Genomic DNA, 16,222 nt, shown 5'->3' on the forward strand with positions numbered 1-16,222 from the left:
TCTTAAAAAAACTGAACACAAAGAACATGAGCAAGATAAAGATCACGAGGAAGACTACAATCCACCGAATCATCATGGAGATGTCCACCGTCAACTCCCTCCTTGTCATCGACTGCCACTTTTCTATTGAATGCATCAACAACCCCGTTGGTTCCGGCGCTCCTTCCTTTGCGGATGTCATAACGCGATTTTCTTGTCCATATACATGGATTAACCGGGAGGTGGACAAAGCCCTTGTCAAACAAAGAGCTCTCCCTCCAAACGGATGAAACATGGTCGCATGTACTGCGCGTACTTCCTCCAGACGTGCAAGCCAGAGTACAAGCTTTGCCCCTGGATATCAGGCTGCGCATTGAAGAACTGCGCTTCCGCGTTGGACAGCCTGTGCAGGTTTGCGGCCTTGGATTGAACGGATTCCTGCATGCAAAGGCTGGGTTGACAGATACCGTCGACGCGTCCTGTCTGGTTACGGAAGACCACATCTCGCGCGTCCTACAAGCTGCGACACAAGCGTCGTTGTACGCCGTTGAAGATGAGTTGCGCCGGGGGTTTGTCACGATGCCAGGCGGACATCGCGTCGGTGTCGCTGGGAGAGCTGTGCTGACGGACGCAGGGACCATTCGGACCATCCGGAGCATTCACGCGGTCAACATCCGGATTGCCAGGGAACACATTGGCATCTCCCAATCAATTCACCCGTACGTCGTCCATCCAGAGTCGGGGAGACCGTTGAACGTGCTGTTGATTTCTCCGCCACAGTGCGGCAAAACGACCATGCTTCGGGACATGGTACGAGCGTACAGTGAGGGACAGGTGACTGGGGTGCGGCGGGGACTCAAAGTGACCGTGGTCGATGAACGATCCGAAATCGCTGGCAGCGTCGCTGGCGTGCCGCAGTTTCACCTAGGACCGCGCACCGACGTTCTGGACGCTTGCCCGAAGGCGGAAGGCATGCTGATGGCCATCCGCAGCTTGTCGCCGGATGTCGTCGCGACGGATGAGATTGGCCGAGACGAGGACAGCACAGCCATTTTGGATGCCACTCATGCAGGGGTGAGTGTTTTGGCCACCGCGCACGCGCATACGGTGGACGAATGGCGCAAGCGACCCGCTATGGCCTCGTTGTTTGCGGCTCACGCCTTTGACCGGTACGTGGTACTGAGCCGCAGACGCGGACCGGGTACCGTTGAGCAGGTATTGGACGCGAGAGGCATGCCGCTCGGCAGAATCCGTGTACAGGCAGACGGGAGGGTACCGGATGCTTAAAGCCGTGGGGGCGGGGATAGTGCTGGTGTCATGCACAGGCATCGGCTTTCGCATTGCGAGAAACTTTCGAGAAAGGCCTCGTCAGTTGCGGGCCGTGTTGCATGCGCTGCGCGTTCTGCAGGCAGAAGTCGAGTACAGCGCGACGCCTTTGCCATTTGCGCTGCGCAAGGTTGCTGACCGAAGTCAGGCACCCGTTCAGACGCTGTTTGAACGCGCGGCAGAGGCCCTCCACGACAATGAGCGCTCGGTTGCTGAGGCCATCGACGAGGGGATTCGGGCTTGCGAGGCGCAGTCCTCGTTGCGCACACAGGACTTCGAGGTGTTGCGTGAGTTCGGAAAGACACTCGGACAGTCAGACAGGCAACACCAGACACAGCAAATCGAAGTGGCAATATCGCGTTTGTCGGGTCTTGAGCGAGAAGCAAGGGACTCGCAACAGAGGCACGAGCGGTTATGGCAGTACGTAGGTGTACTGATGGGGTTAATGCTCGTCGTCTTACTGTACTGAGCCGCGCACGCGTCGGCCTCGGGTGAAGAGGGGGAGTGGCCATGACGCCGGAGATCCGGGCCATCTTTCAAATTGCGGGCATTGGCTTTTTGGTGGCCATCCTGCATACCATTCTCAAGCAAAGCGGCAAGGAAGAGTTTGCGCATTGGACGACTTTTGTGGGGTTTGTCGCCGTCTTCATCATTGTGATTGGCTACGTAGACCAGTTATACACCCAAATTCAAGACGTGTTTTTTAGACAGTGGTGAGGCAGGTGCACATTCTTCAGTTGGTTGGAATCGGACTCACAGCCACCGTACTCATCGCCGTCCTTCGACCGAAGGCTCCACAATTCGCAATGTTGATTGGCATGGTGGCCGGCATCATCCTACTTCTGAATGTGGTCGAAAGCATGGAGTCGGTCATTCAGACGTTGAGTGACCTGGCCACTGCGGCCAAGGTGGATCACAGTTTTCTGGCGACAGTACTCAAGATTATTGGCATTGCGTACATCGTGGAGTTTGCAGCCCAAGTGGCACGAGATGCGCAGGAGGGTGCATTGGCTGGGAAGATTGAGTTAGCTGGCAAAGTTGGCATCGTAATCCTCGCATTGCCCATCATCACTGGGGTCATTGAAACCCTGGTGCACCTGTTGCCGTAGGAGGGGACGTCGTTGCTTTGGAAACAACTGCTGCTCACCATGGCAACCGTGCTCAGCATTTTGTTGTCGTGCAGTGTTGCAGCGCCAGCAGACACCAACGCTCCGCCCGTGCCAAGCGCCTCGGCCACGCAGTCCGGTACGGAGACGAGTACCACCGCGGCACAGCAGGACGTCCAAAAGTCGGCTCAGAATCAGCTCGACGCCCTCCCGATTCAGTCGTTGCAGCAGTATTGGCAGCATCTGCAACAGGATTACGGCGGATACCTGCCCGACGTTTCGGGTGAGGGCTTGGTACACGCCATCTTACACAGTGGTGGTTTTAATCCATCGGGGCTGGTCCAGGGCTTGTTGCGGTACTTTTTCTCAGAAGTGTTCGATAACGCCCGGTTGCTCGGCGGCATCCTGTTGCTGTCTGTGCTCGCAGCGATGCTTGAGTCCTTACAGTCGGCGTTTGAACGCCAGGCGGTCAGCCAAGTTGCCTACGCCATGATCTTCCTCGTGCTCATGGTGCTTGCCATTGGGTCGTTTACCGAAGCGATTGGCTACGCCAAACACGCCATACAGTCGATGAACGACTTCATGCTCTCCACCGTGCCCCTGGTGGTCACCCTGCTCGCCGCGTCCGGAGCATTGGCGTCAGCCGCGTTCTTTCAGCCGGTCTTGGTGTTTGCAGTGCANCTGATTAGTAATGTGGTCTTCTTAGTGGTCTTTCCGCTCGTCTTCTTTGCTGCGCTGCTGGACATTGTGAGCGCATTGTCTCCGCGATACCAGTTGACGAGGCTGGCAGGGTTGTTGCGTACCGGGGGTATCGCCGTGCTCGGGTTGTCGCTGACTGCGTTCATCGGCATTACCTCCGTCCAGGGGCTTGGTAAAGGAATTGCAGATGGCGTGGCGATGCGAGTCGCGAAGTTTTCCGCAAAAACACTGGTTCCGGTCATCGGTAGTGCGCTGTCGGACGCTGCAGAAACGGTTGTCAGTGCGTCCTTGTTGGTCAAAAACGCAGTCGGGATTGCTGGTTTGGTGATTATCGCCTGCATCGCGCTGTTCCCGGCGTTAAAGATTCTCGCATTGTCGTTCATCTACAGTGGAAGCGCTGCGCTGATGCAACCATTGGGAGAGACGCCCATGGTGAACTGCCTCGGTGCCCTCAGTAAAAGCCTTGTCTTGGTATTTGCGAGCGTGGCCGCTGTGGCCCTGATGTTCTTTATGGCCATCTGTATCTTGTTGGCTTCCGCCAACCTTGCGGTGGTGATGGCATGACGGCCCTCGGCGAATGGTTGAAACAAATCGTTCTCGTCGTGCTCCTGGCCGTGTTTGCGGATCTGCTGTTGCCGACCAAGGCCACGCAAAAGTACGTGCGAACCGTCATGGGGCTGGCCATTATCGCAGCCATTTTGCAGCCCATCATCCCGTTGTTTCAACGAAACTGGGCCGACCGCGTAGCACAGTTCGCAACGGATGAGGTGTTCTCCAACCAGAGTCTCGACATCGCTCCTGCTGTTCCGAATGTAGACTCACTCAAGCAGGTTCTGAAGTCACAACAAGACGCGGAGGCCGCCAACATTCTTGGCCAACAACTGAAACAACAGTTGGCCAGTCAGTTTCAGTGTGTACCGAACAGCGTGGAGATTTCTGGGGTACAGGGTGGAACAGATCAGTTGCAGGTGCGAGTGGTTGTCGCCGTCAGCGACATGCCGAAGGCCGGCCACATCCAGGCCTGGATTGCGAAGGAGCTTGACATTTCTTCAGAACAGGTGCATGTGGTGACATCCTAATGGAGGGGATTGGCTATGGATTGGAAGCCGCTTTTGCAAAACAAGTGGCTGTTGGTGCTGGCGCTGCTTGGCATCGTTTGTCTCGTTCTGGGGTCGGTGTGGAAGCCGCACGGCGCCCTCTCGACGATGGCAACCACTGCGGGGAATACGGTTGGTAGCGCAACGAGCGGAACGTCGAATGAGACGCAAATCAGCACGACGGATAACACCACCATCGCTGCCTACGAATCGATGTTCGACAAAAAGCTTGAAAACATGTTGAGCCAGATTTCCGGTATCAGCCAAGTGTCGGTGATGGTCACATTTGATACGACGAGCAATGCAAAGCTTGCAACCAATACGAGAGAGACAAAACAGTCGCAAAGTTCGGGGTCTTCCACGACCACGGACAACGAGATTTTCACGACGACGAATCCGGATGGTAGCCGCAGTCCTTACGTGCAAGAAACGTTGATGCCACAGGTTCGCGGCGTACTTGTGGTGGTGGATGCGGCAGATTTTTTTGTAGCAAAATCAGAAATCGTTGACGCGATTACGAATGTGTTGGACGTGCCTGCATATAAAATTAGCGTAGAGCCTAAAAAGAGCAACTCGTAGAAGATTGGGAGGAATGTACAAGTGGTTAAGAGACAAACCGTGTGGCTGTCGACGATGATGGTGCTGTCCCTGATGCTCATCGGTTACTACACGATGAACAATGAATCGAGCACAACGGGCAGTGCGGGTGGGACGAGTGATACCTCGCCGACGAGCGTGACAACGACGACAACCCCAGACACAAGCGGCGATGGTAGCACCAAGTCCACGTCAAGTCAGACGAAGACCCCGGCGACAACATCGAGCGCGCAAAACAACAGCGGTTCACCAACAAATTCCACAGACTGGTACGTCAGCACACAGACGCAGTTGGAACAGCAAATTACGCAGAAAATGGATAACTACGAAAAGATCATTACCAACGACAACGCGACGCCGGATCAAATCAGTCAGGCTCAGCAACAACTGAATCGCTTGACCAGCCTCGAGGGCGGCATCGAGAACGCGCATGACGCGATTGTCGGCAAGGGATACAAAGATTGCGTGATTATGCCGAACAGCGACTACACTCAGTTTACCGTGTACGTCAAAACAGACAAACTTTCAGCCGACCAGGCCGTTCAGCTGATGCAGTTGGTCAGTCAACAGTTGAACGTCTCGGCCGTGAACATCAAGGTCGGCGCGAAAGCATAACGGCACACGGAAGAAGAAGCGCCCCGTCTAGGCTGTTTGGCGGGGCGCTTGGCTTCTCGGCCGAGCCCAGAGGCGGGACCATGGCTTCACGTGCAACGTCAATTTTCACTGTGCTATACTAGGACAAGTGGATTTTGACGCATCTCATGAGGAGTGAACGTTGCACGTGCTAAAGATTGGTGAAATTCGCGAACTCATTCGTTTGCTAGACGAAACGTCGTTGTCTGAGTTGAAACTGGAAACGGATGATATGAAATTGCTCTTGAAGAAGGCTGACGCGGCACCGGTATCGGTTCCTGCAGCTCCAGTACCGGTTGCGACAGCGCCTGTGCCGCAACCCGTCGTGGTACAGACGCCGGCCGCTGCACCAACGCCTGCACCATCCGCGCCGGCAGCAGACGCTGCGAGTGCCGCCGATGTCGTCGAGGAGAACGTACATATCATCACGTCTCCGATGGTCGGAACCTTCTACCGGGCGCCCTCTCCCGACGCAGCACCGTTCGTGGAGCGCGGCGCGAAGGTGGAGCCGAAGACGGTCGTTTGTATTGTGGAAGCGATGAAGCTCATGAATGAAATCGAGGCAGAAGTCACTGGCGAAGTCGTAGATATCCTGGCTGAGAACGGCCAACTCGTCGAATATGGGCAGCCGCTCTTCAAAATTAAACTTTCGTAAGGAGACCGACCATGTTTCAACGTGTATTAGTTGCAAATCGCGGTGAAATTGCAGTGCGGGTCATCCGTGCATGCCGCGAGCTGGGTATCGAAACCGTGGCGGTATATTCAGAAGCGGACAAGAATGCCCTGCATGTACAGCTCGCCGACGAAGCGTACTGCATCGGGCCAACACCGAGCAAACAGAGTTACCTCCATATTCCTAGTATTATGTCTGTCGCCACGTTGACGGGTGTCGATGCCATTCATCCAGGCTACGGGTTTTTGGCGGAAAACAGCGATTTCGCGGAAGTCTGTGAGGCGTGCGGAATCACCTTCATCGGGCCGAGCCCGGAAGCGATTGTGACTATGGGCGACAAAGCCGTGGCGAAAGATACCATGAAAAAGGCAGGGGTTCCAACCGTTCCAGGTAGCGACGGATTGATTGCAGACGCCGACGAAGCAGTGGCCGTTGCGGAACAGATTGGGTTCCCCGTGATTATTAAGGCGACCGCTGGTGGCGGCGGTAAGGGGATTCGTGTCGTGCATGATCCAGACGCACTTCGGCAAGCGGTTACAACCGCGCAGCGCGAAGCGGAGACCGCTTTCGGCAACGCAGGCGTATACTTGGAAAAGTACATCGAGCGTATGCGTCACGTGGAAATCCAAGTATTGGCGGATCGGCACGGGAATGTCATCCATTTGGGTGAACGGGATTGTTCCGTTCAACGTCGCTTGCAGAAACTGGTCGAGGAATCGCCGTGTCCGGTGCTCCCGGAAGAAACCCGCCGAGCGATGGGAGAAGCTGCCGTTGCTGCCGCGAGAGCGGTCAATTACGTGGGTGCTGGCACCATCGAGTTCATCTACGCGCCGGATGGGCAGTTCTACTTCATGGAGATGAATACGCGGATTCAAGTAGAACACCCGGTCACGGAGTGGGTCACGAGCGTCGACTTGGTCCGCGAACAGATTCTGGCGGCCGCAGGTGAACCGCTGTCTGTTACGCAAGAGGATATCGAATTGCGCGGGCATGCCATCGAGTGTCGCATCAACGCCGAGGATCCAGAGCGCAATTTCATGCCGTCTCCCGGCACCATTACAGAATACTTGCCGCCAGGGGGCATCGGTGTGCGCGTCGATAGCGCCGCGTATCCTGGATATACTGTTCCGCCGCACTACGATTCGATGATTGCGAAGCTGATTGTCTGGGCGCCGACCCGCGAGCAGGCAATTGACCGAATGCTGCGGGCGTTGACGGAGTTTCGGATTGAAGGTGTAAAAACCACAATTCCGTTCCACATCAAGTTGCTCAACCACGAAAAATTCCGGGCTGGTGACGTCAGCACGCGGTTCCTGGAAGAATACAAGGTGATGTAATGGTCGGAATCCACGAGACAGGAGGGTCTTGTCATGCAAGACATGGAGTACCAATCCAATGATTTAGGGAAGATTCAAATTGCCGACGAGGTAATTCAGGTGATTGCCGGGCTGGCCGCCAGCGAAGTGGAAGGCGTCGTCGAGATGAGCGGTGGCGGGTTCACGGATAACTTGCTCGGGCGGAAGAATCTGTCGAAGGGCGTGAAAGTGTCGTTCGGCGATGAAGACAAGACGTGTATCATCGACCTGTCTGTCGTGCTGGATTTCGGAATCAACATTCCTGACGTATCGATGCAGATTCAGGAACATGTCAAGCAGGCGGTGGAAAGCATGACAGGGCTCGATGTGGTACAGGTGAATGTCCACGTGTCCGCGATTGCGTTGTACACTGACAAGCAGAAGGAGACAGTCGAAGTCGCCGTTGAGAAGCGCCCGCGCTAACTGGCGCTGATGCGCCCGCAGAGGCGGCCCCGGTGTTGCGGGGCCGCCGGGCGCACACGGCAGGACGCCACAGGAGGGGTACCGTGAGTATTCTGGATCGAACACTTCTTATTATTCTGGCACTTGGCAGTCTCGTTGCGTCCGTGTTTGCGTTTCTGCTGGGCATTGGTGTGTTTGACGACAATTCGGTGTCCGCGGTACTGCCATTCTCCACGTACCCTTACAACGTGTACACCATTGTGATTGCCATCGTCTTTGCACTGGTTGCGCTACGATTCGTGTTCTACAGGTGGAACAGTCCGGACCCGGAATACGTGGTGCTGCAGGGCGACCACGGCCAGATCCGCATTTCCTTTGAGACCATTAAGCAGCTGGCAAACCGGACAGGGCGCTCCATCCGCGGAGTTCAGGAGTTTGACACGCGCGTTCGGAATGGACAAGCGGGCATTTGGCTCTCTGTCCGAGTCAAAGCGCTTCCAGACTTGGATTTGTCTCGGGTGAGTGCGGAAATTCAGACAGCCGTGAAGGAATATGTCGAGCATACCACAGGGATCAATGTCGAAAAAGTGATTGTGAACATTGCTGAACTGGCTGGCAGTCCAGCGAAAAGTGCGAAGACGTGGGTGGAATAGACGATGAATCGGATACGTCATTGGACGCTTGTGATCCTCAACCTGAAGCGGCGGTGGCTTGGGCTCATTATCGGGTGTTTGCTGTGGTTGGCCTGGATGTTATTCGGAGTCTGGGCAACTGTGGTGCTCGTCGTATTCGCTTCGGTCGGGTTTTTCGTCGGACGTATTCTCGAAGAGCATCAATCTTGGAAGGACGTCGTGGATAAACTACTGGCGGAACGTTTTACGGATTCGTGACAGGTTTGGTTATACAGATAACGGAATGCAGCAGAATGGAGTGAGAGCATGCGGCGCAGGGAGTTACGACAAAAGGCACTCCAGTCGTTGTATCAGATTGACGTAGGCAAATCGGACGCGGACGCCGCCATCCGCCACGTGTTGGAGGAAGCAGAATCGATGTCCGACAAGGACGTTCAGTACGTTCAGAAGTTGGTACATGGAACTACTTCTCATCTGGCGGAATTGGACGAGTTGTTGGCCTCCTCCGTGCAGGGGTGGAAGCTCGACCGCATTGCGTCCGTGGATAGGAATGTGCTTCGGCTGGCTGTTTACGAATTGTTGTACGAGACGGACGTGGATATCGCCACCATCGTCGACGAGGCGGTTGAACTGGCGAAGGCCTTCAGCACGGAGGAATCGGGTCGTTTCGTGAACGGCGTTTTGGCGAAGATCTTGCCGACTGTCAGACAAAACCGTCAGTGAAGGATGAATAGCTGGCTACGAATTCACGGTTGTAAAAGGGGAACAGGCATGCGTTGTGTGCTAGGTATTGATACGAGCAATTACACGACTTCCTTATGTGCCGTGGATTATGACAGCGGCACATTGGTGGCCGAAAGCCGCAAGTTGCTGCCTGTGCAATTGGGGGAAAGAGGGCTTCGTCAATCCGATGCGCTCTTTTTTCATGTGCAGCAGATTCCACTCGTGATGGATCAATTGATGGCACAGGTGGGAACGGGACGACAAGTGCAGTGGATGGGCGTGGGTGTCTCGGTGCGTCCCAGACCGAACGCATCGTCGTACATGCCTGTCTTCAGAGCCGGTCAAAGTTTTGCGGATGCGTTTGCGAGAGCCCTCTGCGTTCCGGTGGTACGGACGTCGCATCAAGAGGGACATGTGGCTGCGGCGCAGTATTTTCTCGAAGAGATGCCGAGTGACGTGACATTTCTTGCTGTACACCTGTCCGGCGGGACATCGGACGTCGTACTGGCCCGCCCCACTCGGTTCGGTTACTCCGTGCATCCGGTTGCCGAGGGGGCGGACCTACATGCGGGGCAGTTTGTCGACCGAGTGGGCGTCGCGTTAGGGTTGCCGTTTCCTGCTGGGCCGCACTTGGAAAAACTGGCCCGGGAATCGAAAAACAGTGAGTTCAGACTGGGCGTGCGGCTCGTGGAAAATCGCCTCAGTTTCTCCGGCCCGTGTTCGGCCGCTTTGCGCGCGCTTGAGCGCGGAGTCGCGCCGGCTGACGTGGCCTTGGCCGTACAGGCGTGTATCGCAAATGCCGTGGTGAAAGCCGTGACGAGCGCCCTCGACGCCTTTTCAGACGTGCGGCATTGCATGATTGCTGGCGGCGTCGCGTCGAATGCGTACATTCAGGAGCGCGTGACACATCGCCTGCGTGTACTTCGCCCGGACGTGTATGTCGGCTTTGCGCCGGCGCGTTTTTCTTCCGATAACGCACTTGGCGTGGCTCGCATCGCACAGAAGTTTCTTCACCACGGATGATCCCGTGGCTGGTGTTGGATCTACTTCAATCGTCGGATGGCAGCACAAGCACACGACGTTCTGAACCTTCCGCACAGTATTGGTAGGAATGGCATGATGGGTTATAATGAGCGGGTGAACAGGGGATGGACAGGAAGTGCACAGGTGCTCTTGAACCAGGACGAGGAGGGGACAACGGGTGACCGCCACGGAATTTTTGGACAACGGCCAACCAGTCTTTGACATTACCATCATTGGAGGCGGCCCGACCGGGTTGTTTGCCGCATTTTACTGCGGCATGCGCGACGCAAGTTGCAAGATTATCGATAGTCTCCCGGAACTCGGTGGGCAACTTGCCGCACTGTATCCGGAAAAGTACATTTATGACGTGGGTGGATTTCCGAAAATCCGGGCAAAGCAGTTGGTAGAACAGCTGAAGGAACAAGCGTTTCAGTATCATCCAACGGTTCACTTGAACGAACGTGTGGAACAGCTGGTGCGCCGTGATGACGGCATCTTTGAATTGACCACGGACAAACAAACACACTATACGAAGGCAGTCATCATTTGTGGGGGCATCGGTGTTTTCACGCCGCGTCCATTGCCTGCGGAAGGTGTGGAGCCGTTCATCAACAACGGTATTTATTATTTCATAGACGACCTGGAGAAGTTTCGCGGTAAGCGGGCGTTGGTGATTGGTGGTGGAGACTCGGCCGTGGACTTCGCGCTAATGCTGGAAGAGGTGGCTGCTTCGGTGACGTTGATTCACCGCCGAGACCAATTCCGCGCGCACGAAGAAAGTGTAAAGCAGTTACACGCCTCGACGGTTGACGTCAGAACGTTCATGGAACTTCTCTCAGTTCGCGGCGACGGCAAATTGGAGCAAGCGACACTGATCAACAGCAAGACAAAGGAGACCACCGACATTCCGGTCGACGTGATTATCAGTGGGCTCGGCTTTACGGCTTCCCTCGGACCAATTGCAAACTGGGGCTTGGAGATTGAGAACAATGAAATCGTGGTCAATACGCGGATGGAGACGAATATTCCGGGTGTCTACGCCGCAGGTGACATTGTCACGTATCCTGGCAAGGTCAAACTGATTGCCACGGGATTCGGCGAAGCACCGACAGCCGTGAACAACGCCAAGACGTTCATTGATCCCAAAGCGCGGTTGAGCCCTGGTCACAGCAGTAACCGGAAAGAGTAGACACGAAGTCGGTGTTACGGAGTTCACACGGTGGTGTGGACTTCTTCTTTATGGAAATCATGGGCAGCCTGTCCCACCGCGTTTCAGTGCAGCCCTGGTGAGGCGAAGAATTGCGGAGGTGTACCTAGTGGCAAGGATTTTGGATGGAAAGAAAGTTGCGGAATCGATTCATCAAGAGTTACGGGAGCGTCTGATTCGCCTCAAGGAGCGAGGGGTCTCACTGAAACTGACGGTCGTACTGGTAGGGGATAACCCTGCATCTGCGAGCTACGTTCGTGGCAAGCAGCGCACTGCGGAGAAAATAGGCCTGGAAGGGGAAATCTTGCGATTGCCGGCAGATGTGTCGCAGGAAGTCCTACTGGCTGAAGTGGATAGACTGAACGCCGACGATTCGGTGGACGGCATTCTGGTTCAATTGCCACTTCCGACGCACATCGCTGAGCAAGAGGTGCTGGAACGTATCTCGCCAGAGAAAGATGTGGATGGTTTCCACCCCATGAATGCTGGGCGGAACTTTGTCGGCCTGGATGCGGTGTGGCCCTGTACCCCTGCCGGAATCGTCAACATGTTGCATCGTGAAGGCATTGAAATCGAAGGCAAGCACGCAGTGGTCGTAGGACGAAGCAACATTGTCGGAAAGCCGATGGCGCTGTTGCTACTCAAGGAGAACGCGACGGTGACCGTCTGCCATTCAAGGACCAAGAACCTCTCCGACATCACTCGCTTGGCGGACATTCTCGTGGTTGCAGTCGGCCAACCGAACGTCGTGACACAGGGCGATGTGAAACCAGGTGCTGTCGTCATTGACGTCGGAATGAACCGTGTTGACGGGAAACTGGTCGGAGATGTTGACTTCGCAGGTGTTTCCGAAGTTGCCAGTGCCATCACGCCCGTCCCTGGCGGGGTTGGACCGCTGACGGTCGCGACTTTGATGCAAAACACCGTAGCGTTGGGACTTGCTCGTCGCGGTATCAAGGAGGAATAGAGTATGGCGGTTCCTGCGTCCGCGAAGGTCTATACCGTGAGCGAAGTGAACCAGCTCATCCGCGACGTCATCGAACGTGACGTTCGCTTGCAGACTTGTTATGTGACGGGGGAGATATCCAACTTTAAACACCACTCCAGCGGTCACATGTACTTCACGCTGAAGGACGAAAAGAGCCGCCTTCGGGCGGTGATGTTTGCCAGTCGCGTCAAACGCTTGTCGTTCTTGCCCGAGGACGGGATGCGCGTGATTGTACTGGGGTCCATCGGTGTGTTTGACCGGGACGGCCAGTATCAAGTCTACGTGGAAGACATGCAGCCGGATGGAGTCGGTGCGCTGTACGTCGCGTTCACGCAACTCAAGGAGCGCCTCGAACGCGAGGGATTGTTTCGCCCGGAAAGAAAAAAGTCACTGCCGCGTTACCCACGGCGCGTGGGCGTGGTGACGTCTCCCACAGGTGCCGTCATCCGCGATATCTGTACGACGCTGTCGCGTCGCTACCCATTGGCGAAAGTGGTGTTGTCCCCTGCGCTTGTTCAAGGGCCGACGGCAGCGGCGTCGATTGTGGCGGCACTCGACCGCTTGCTCACGTGGTCTTCCACTCGAGAGCGGATTGACGTGATTATCGTGGCCAGAGGCGGCGGGTCGTTGGAAGAACTGTGGCCATTCAACGAGGAGGCGGTGGCCAGGGCCATCTCCGCTTGCCCGATTCCGGTTGTCTCTGCGGTCGGACATGAGACGGACTACACCATCTGTGACTTCGTGGCGGACGTCCGCGCGGCCACACCGACAGCGGCCGCGGAAGTGGTCGCTCCTTATGTCATGGACCTGCGAGAGCAGTTAGCGCAGTGGTCCAGCCGCAGCTTCACATCCATTCGATATCGACTGGCAGAGCAGAGGCAGCGACTGTCAGCTATCCGTGAGTCGGCTGTATTAAAACACCCACTCAACATCGTCAATATCTACAGACAACACGTGGATTACCTCGACAGCTTATTACAACAGCACGCCACCAAACCCATCCGCGCTGGGGAGCGCGTGGTCGCACAGCTGTCCGAGCGGTTGCACCGCCTGGACATCAAAGCACGTGTTGGAAACGCGCGCAACAAGGTGGACGTGGCGCAAGCAAAAGTGATACAGTCAGTGAAATTGTACCTGTCCGAGCGGAACCGAGCGCTCGACAAATCCATCGTGTCGCTTGAGGCCCTCAATCCCTTGGGTGTCTTGCGCCGAGGATACAGCGTTGTGTACAAAGCGGACGGAACGACGGTGGTCACTCGAAAGCAGCAGGTAGACCCTGGGGAGAGGGTGACCATACGGTTGGCGGACGGAACGTTGATGGCCAGGATTGAGGACGGGGAGGAACGGGACTATGAACGAGGCGTTCAGTCAAGACTTGACATTTGAGACTGCGATGAAGCGTTTGGAGGAAACCGTGCGGAAGTTGGAGTCCGGAGAGCTATCGTTGTCCGAAGCCATCGAGCGTTATAAGGAAGCGATGCAACTCGTTCAATTCTGTCGCGGTCAGCTGGACCGTGCCGAATTGGAAATTGAGCAGTTGGTGGAAACGCAAGGCACGTTGGACAAGCAGTCCCTGAAGGAGGGCGTTTAATGGCGGTGAAACCCGACGTCGATGCGTATATCGCGGAGATGGGGCGAACGGTGACGGACTATTTGTCCACGTTGTTTGCGAACCCAGGCCGCCCCGCCCGTTTGTTTGAATCGATGAACTACAGCTTGTTGGGGGCCGGGAAACGGCTGCGTCCCATCTTGTGCATCGCTGCAGCCGAGACGTTCGGCGTAGGTGTGGACAAAGTCCTGCCTGCCGCCGCCGCGCTCGAGCTGGTTCACTGCTATTCGCTGATCCACGACGACCTGCCTATCATCGACAACGATGATTTGCGCCGTGGTCGCCCAACGAATCACAAGGTATATGGCGACGCGACCGCATTGCTGGCGGGAGATGCACTTCTCACGTACGCTTTCGAACAGTTGTCCCAGCCACTGGGCATCTCTGCGGACAAACAGTTGCAGATGATTCACACGCTCGCCCATGCGGCCGGGGCGTATGGCATGGTCGGTGGCCAACAGGCGGACATTCTTGCCGAGCACACGGACGGAGACCTCGAGCTGCTGCAGTTTATTCACGTGCACAAAACCGCCAAATTGATACAAGCGTCGGTTGTCATCGGCAGTTTGTTTGCCAATGCATCGAGTCAGGAGCTGGACGCCGTCGCGAAGTACGGGCTGTCGGTAGGTCTGGCGTTCCAAATCGTGGACGACTGGTTGGACGTGGCAGGCAGCGAGGCGGAGATAGGTAAGCCCGTGGGCTCTGACGAACGTTTGCAAAAACTCACCTACCCGCGATTGGTCGGGCTGGAGAAGACGCGGGAATTGGCTGAATCGACCATGCAGGAAGGCGTTGAAGCGCTGACTTCAGCCGGCATCCAAGCGCCGTTGCTCGAGGCGATTGGTGAGTACGTTGTGCGGCGCACAAGGTGACCGTTCATAGGACATTTACGTGTGTGAGCTGGGAACGTTGCCAGCAAGCCTCATGTTCTGGATTTCGGATCGTATGCTATAATTGTATCGACGTTTGGGTGGCGCAGTATTCTAGTCAACCGTCCGACTCTGAAGGCGGGGCTAAAAATCCGCCAAAGGGCACATCGATGAAGTTCCTGGTGTTGGCTTGAGGCGCCCAGCCTTGGGTTGATGCTGGGAGTTAAGAAAGTTGGGCAACTCGCAATGGCATGCGAGATCTGACCCAGCTTTCGCGGAGGCCCATGTCCGTGGCCTGCTTTTAAAGGAGGTTATGGCTTGGGGTATGAACCTGCATGCGGAGTCCATCTGTGTGCAGCGTAGCCTGCCTTGAGTGGTACTGAAGGATCACGGGAAACAGGCGTTTAGCTCCCCGGCCAGGGAGCGGCGCTGGTGCCGTGTGAAATCCGTGCTGCAAAAGAGGCTAGGAGTCGGCAACGGTTGTCGCGGAAAACGCCTAGACTGTACTTCAAGTGGCTCTTTGGGGATTATAGTGTGGACTAAGTGGTAATCCAGTCTGACTGATGGTGACACAGTCAAGGGATGCATAAAGGGAAACCGCCGGTGCGGCGACGCGCCGGTGCGTCCTTGGGAAAACCTACTGGACCTAAGCCACAGCGTTTACTCAAAGAGCTGCCACCCAGGATTTTTCCTCTATTCGGGGGTACATAATGAAAAGAACGACGTTGCGGGGTTCACTGCCGTTCATCTTCACGGTGTCGGTCATCTCCCTGCCTTTAAGTGGTGTGTTTGACACAGCCACTATTTTTTTAGACGAAGTTCGGTGGTATGTCGGGGCCCTGATTGTGGTTGGGATTGTACTCGTAGGGGCGTTGTTCGATATGCTGGGTGTGGCCGCGGCCGCTGCGAGAGAGACGCCGTTTCACGCGATGGCTGCAAAGAAAGTGTTCGGCGCGAAGCGGGCAATCACCATTGTTCGGAACGCCGAAAAAGTGTCCAGCGTGTGCAGCGACGTCGTCGGAGACATCGCGGGCGTGTTGAGCGGTGCCGGTGCCCTCGCTGTGTCGGTCCAACTGAGTGATACTTTTCACGTGACAGGGTGGGCAAAGGAACTGACCACCATTGTGTTGACTGCACTTGTAACTTCGATTACTGTGGGAGCGAAGGCGATGGGAAAGACGTTGGCGATTCAGTCGCCGACGCCCATCATCTTGACGGCGGCGAAAATTGTCGAGACACTGTTCATCATTCCAGGCCGTCATCACAAACGTACCCGACAAACGGCACGTCGTTCCCGTTCATGA

The 16,222-nt window shown here is 55.8% G+C and carries 21 protein-coding genes; all 21 read left to right on the forward strand.

Annotation, left to right across the window (positions count from 1 at the left end; genetic code table 11):
- The first annotated feature begins 234 nt into the window (after positions 1-234).
- The 21 genes from spoIIIAA (at position 235) to YWK_RS0104645 (ending at position 16,222) form a co-directional block, all read left to right on the forward strand.
- Positions 235-1,266, forward strand: a complete 1,032-nt coding sequence (gene spoIIIAA / locus YWK_RS18325; RefSeq protein ID WP_051375133.1) for a stage III sporulation protein AA — start codon at positions 235-237, stop codon at positions 1,264-1,266.
- Positions 1,259-1,774, forward strand: a complete 516-nt coding sequence (gene spoIIIAB, locus YWK_RS0104550; RefSeq protein ID WP_026963867.1) for a stage III sporulation protein SpoIIIAB — start codon at positions 1,259-1,261, stop codon at positions 1,772-1,774. The genes spoIIIAA and spoIIIAB overlap by 8 nt, the downstream gene beginning before the upstream one ends.
- A gap of 41 nt (positions 1,775-1,815) precedes the next feature.
- Positions 1,816-2,022, forward strand: a complete 207-nt coding sequence (spoIIIAC, locus tag YWK_RS0104555) for a stage III sporulation protein AC (protein ID WP_026963868.1) — start codon at positions 1,816-1,818, stop codon at positions 2,020-2,022.
- A 5-nt stretch (positions 2,023-2,027) separates the two neighbouring features.
- Positions 2,028-2,414 carry a stage III sporulation protein AD gene (gene spoIIIAD, locus YWK_RS0104560; protein ID WP_026963869.1) on the forward strand — a complete coding sequence of 129 codons (387 nt, stop codon included), beginning with the start codon at positions 2,028-2,030 and terminating at the stop codon, positions 2,412-2,414.
- A 39-nt stretch (positions 2,415-2,453) separates the two neighbouring features.
- Positions 2,454-3,674: a stage III sporulation protein AE gene (gene spoIIIAE / locus YWK_RS0104565; RefSeq protein WP_035466099.1), complete on the forward strand. Its 1,221-nt coding sequence runs from the start codon at positions 2,454-2,456 to the stop codon at positions 3,672-3,674.
- The gene (spoIIIAF, locus tag YWK_RS0104570) at positions 3,671-4,189 is read left to right on the forward strand and encodes a stage III sporulation protein AF (protein WP_026963871.1); all 519 of its coding nucleotides are present in this window, start codon (positions 3,671-3,673) and stop codon (positions 4,187-4,189) included. Before spoIIIAE ends, spoIIIAF begins: the two co-directional genes overlap by 4 nt.
- A gap of 15 nt (positions 4,190-4,204) precedes the next feature.
- Positions 4,205-4,786, forward strand: a complete 582-nt coding sequence (locus YWK_RS0104575; RefSeq protein ID WP_026963872.1) for a hypothetical protein — start codon at positions 4,205-4,207, stop codon at positions 4,784-4,786.
- Positions 4,787-4,807: 21 nt separating this feature from the next.
- Positions 4,808-5,419 carry a SpoIIIAH-like family protein gene (locus YWK_RS0104580; protein WP_026963873.1) on the forward strand — a complete coding sequence of 204 codons (612 nt, stop codon included), beginning with the start codon at positions 4,808-4,810 and terminating at the stop codon, positions 5,417-5,419.
- A gap of 166 nt (positions 5,420-5,585) precedes the next feature.
- Positions 5,586-6,092, forward strand: a complete 507-nt coding sequence (gene accB / locus YWK_RS0104585) for an acetyl-CoA carboxylase biotin carboxyl carrier protein (protein ID WP_026963874.1) — start codon at positions 5,586-5,588, stop codon at positions 6,090-6,092.
- A gap of 11 nt (positions 6,093-6,103) precedes the next feature.
- On the forward strand, positions 6,104-7,447 hold the full coding sequence (gene accC, locus YWK_RS0104590; protein WP_026963875.1) for an acetyl-CoA carboxylase biotin carboxylase subunit: 1,344 nt from the start codon (positions 6,104-6,106) through the stop codon (positions 7,445-7,447).
- Positions 7,448-7,480: 33 nt separating this feature from the next.
- Positions 7,481-7,888, forward strand: coding sequence for an Asp23/Gls24 family envelope stress response protein (locus YWK_RS0104595; RefSeq protein WP_026963876.1), 408 nt, complete (start codon positions 7,481-7,483; stop codon positions 7,886-7,888).
- A gap of 83 nt (positions 7,889-7,971) precedes the next feature.
- On the forward strand, positions 7,972-8,520 hold the full coding sequence (gene amaP / locus YWK_RS0104600) for an alkaline shock response membrane anchor protein AmaP (RefSeq protein WP_026963877.1): 549 nt from the start codon (positions 7,972-7,974) through the stop codon (positions 8,518-8,520).
- Between the two features lie 3 nt (positions 8,521-8,523).
- A complete protein-coding gene (locus YWK_RS0104605) occupies positions 8,524-8,757 on the forward strand; it encodes a DUF2273 domain-containing protein (protein ID WP_051375135.1) in 234 nt (77 codons plus the stop codon).
- Positions 8,758-8,805: 48 nt separating this feature from the next.
- Entirely contained in the window at positions 8,806-9,222 is a 417-nt protein-coding gene (gene nusB, locus YWK_RS0104610; protein ID WP_026963879.1) for a transcription antitermination factor NusB, read from the forward strand.
- Positions 9,223-9,270: 48 nt separating this feature from the next.
- A complete protein-coding gene (locus YWK_RS0104615; protein ID WP_026963880.1) occupies positions 9,271-10,245 on the forward strand; it encodes a Kae1-like domain-containing protein in 975 nt (324 codons plus the stop codon).
- Between the two features lie 178 nt (positions 10,246-10,423).
- Positions 10,424-11,434, forward strand: a complete 1,011-nt coding sequence (locus YWK_RS0104620) for an NAD(P)/FAD-dependent oxidoreductase (protein WP_026963881.1) — start codon at positions 10,424-10,426, stop codon at positions 11,432-11,434.
- A gap of 118 nt (positions 11,435-11,552) precedes the next feature.
- Entirely contained in the window at positions 11,553-12,419 is an 867-nt protein-coding gene (folD, locus tag YWK_RS0104625) for a bifunctional methylenetetrahydrofolate dehydrogenase/methenyltetrahydrofolate cyclohydrolase FolD (protein WP_035465980.1), read from the forward strand.
- A 3-nt stretch (positions 12,420-12,422) separates the two neighbouring features.
- Positions 12,423-13,826 (forward strand): exodeoxyribonuclease VII large subunit, encoded by a 1,404-nt coding sequence (gene xseA / locus YWK_RS0104630; protein ID WP_026963883.1) that lies wholly within the window; start codon positions 12,423-12,425, stop codon positions 13,824-13,826.
- Positions 13,792-14,031, forward strand: a complete 240-nt coding sequence (xseB, locus tag YWK_RS0104635; RefSeq protein ID WP_026963884.1) for an exodeoxyribonuclease VII small subunit — start codon at positions 13,792-13,794, stop codon at positions 14,029-14,031. Before xseA ends, xseB begins: the two co-directional genes overlap by 35 nt.
- The gene (locus YWK_RS0104640) at positions 14,031-14,921 is read left to right on the forward strand and encodes a polyprenyl synthetase family protein (protein WP_035465982.1); all 891 of its coding nucleotides are present in this window, start codon (positions 14,031-14,033) and stop codon (positions 14,919-14,921) included. Before xseB ends, YWK_RS0104640 begins: the two co-directional genes overlap by 1 nt.
- Positions 14,922-15,628: 707 nt before the next feature.
- Entirely contained in the window at positions 15,629-16,222 is a 594-nt protein-coding gene (locus YWK_RS0104645) for a CNNM metal transporter family protein (RefSeq protein ID WP_035465983.1), read from the forward strand.

It is taken from the genome of Alicyclobacillus pomorum DSM 14955, from assembly GCF_000472905.1.
Classification (GTDB): Bacteria; Bacillota; Bacilli; order Alicyclobacillales; family Alicyclobacillaceae; genus Alicyclobacillus_A; species Alicyclobacillus_A pomorum.

Bases quoted from the DNA above. Each gene is read 5' to 3' on its own strand.
- spoIIIAB (WP_026963867.1), top strand. From the start codon at position 1,259: ATGCTTAAAGCCGTGGGGGCGGGGATAGTGCTGGTGTCATGCACAGGC.
- spoIIIAC (WP_026963868.1), top strand. From the start codon at position 1,816: ATGACGCCGGAGATCCGGGCCATCTTTCAAATTGCGGGCATTGGCTTT.
- spoIIIAF (WP_026963871.1), top strand. From the start codon at position 3,671: ATGACGGCCCTCGGCGAATGGTTGAAACAAATCGTTCTCGTCGTGCTC.
- YWK_RS0104575 (WP_026963872.1), top strand. From the start codon at position 4,205: ATGGATTGGAAGCCGCTTTTGCAAAACAAGTGGCTGTTGGTGCTGGCG.
- accC (WP_026963875.1), top strand. From the start codon at position 6,104: ATGTTTCAACGTGTATTAGTTGCAAATCGCGGTGAAATTGCAGTGCGG.
- YWK_RS0104595 (WP_026963876.1), top strand. From the start codon at position 7,481: ATGCAAGACATGGAGTACCAATCCAATGATTTAGGGAAGATTCAAATT.
- YWK_RS0104605 (WP_051375135.1), top strand. From the start codon at position 8,524: ATGAATCGGATACGTCATTGGACGCTTGTGATCCTCAACCTGAAGCGG.
- nusB (WP_026963879.1), top strand. From the start codon at position 8,806: ATGCGGCGCAGGGAGTTACGACAAAAGGCACTCCAGTCGTTGTATCAG.
- YWK_RS0104615 (WP_026963880.1), top strand. From the start codon at position 9,271: ATGCGTTGTGTGCTAGGTATTGATACGAGCAATTACACGACTTCCTTA.
- xseA (WP_026963883.1), top strand. From the start codon at position 12,423: ATGGCGGTTCCTGCGTCCGCGAAGGTCTATACCGTGAGCGAAGTGAAC.
- xseB (WP_026963884.1), top strand. From the start codon at position 13,792: ATGAACGAGGCGTTCAGTCAAGACTTGACATTTGAGACTGCGATGAAG.
- YWK_RS0104640 (WP_035465982.1), top strand. From the start codon at position 14,031: ATGGCGGTGAAACCCGACGTCGATGCGTATATCGCGGAGATGGGGCGA.
- YWK_RS0104645 (WP_035465983.1), top strand. From the start codon at position 15,629: ATGAAAAGAACGACGTTGCGGGGTTCACTGCCGTTCATCTTCACGGTG.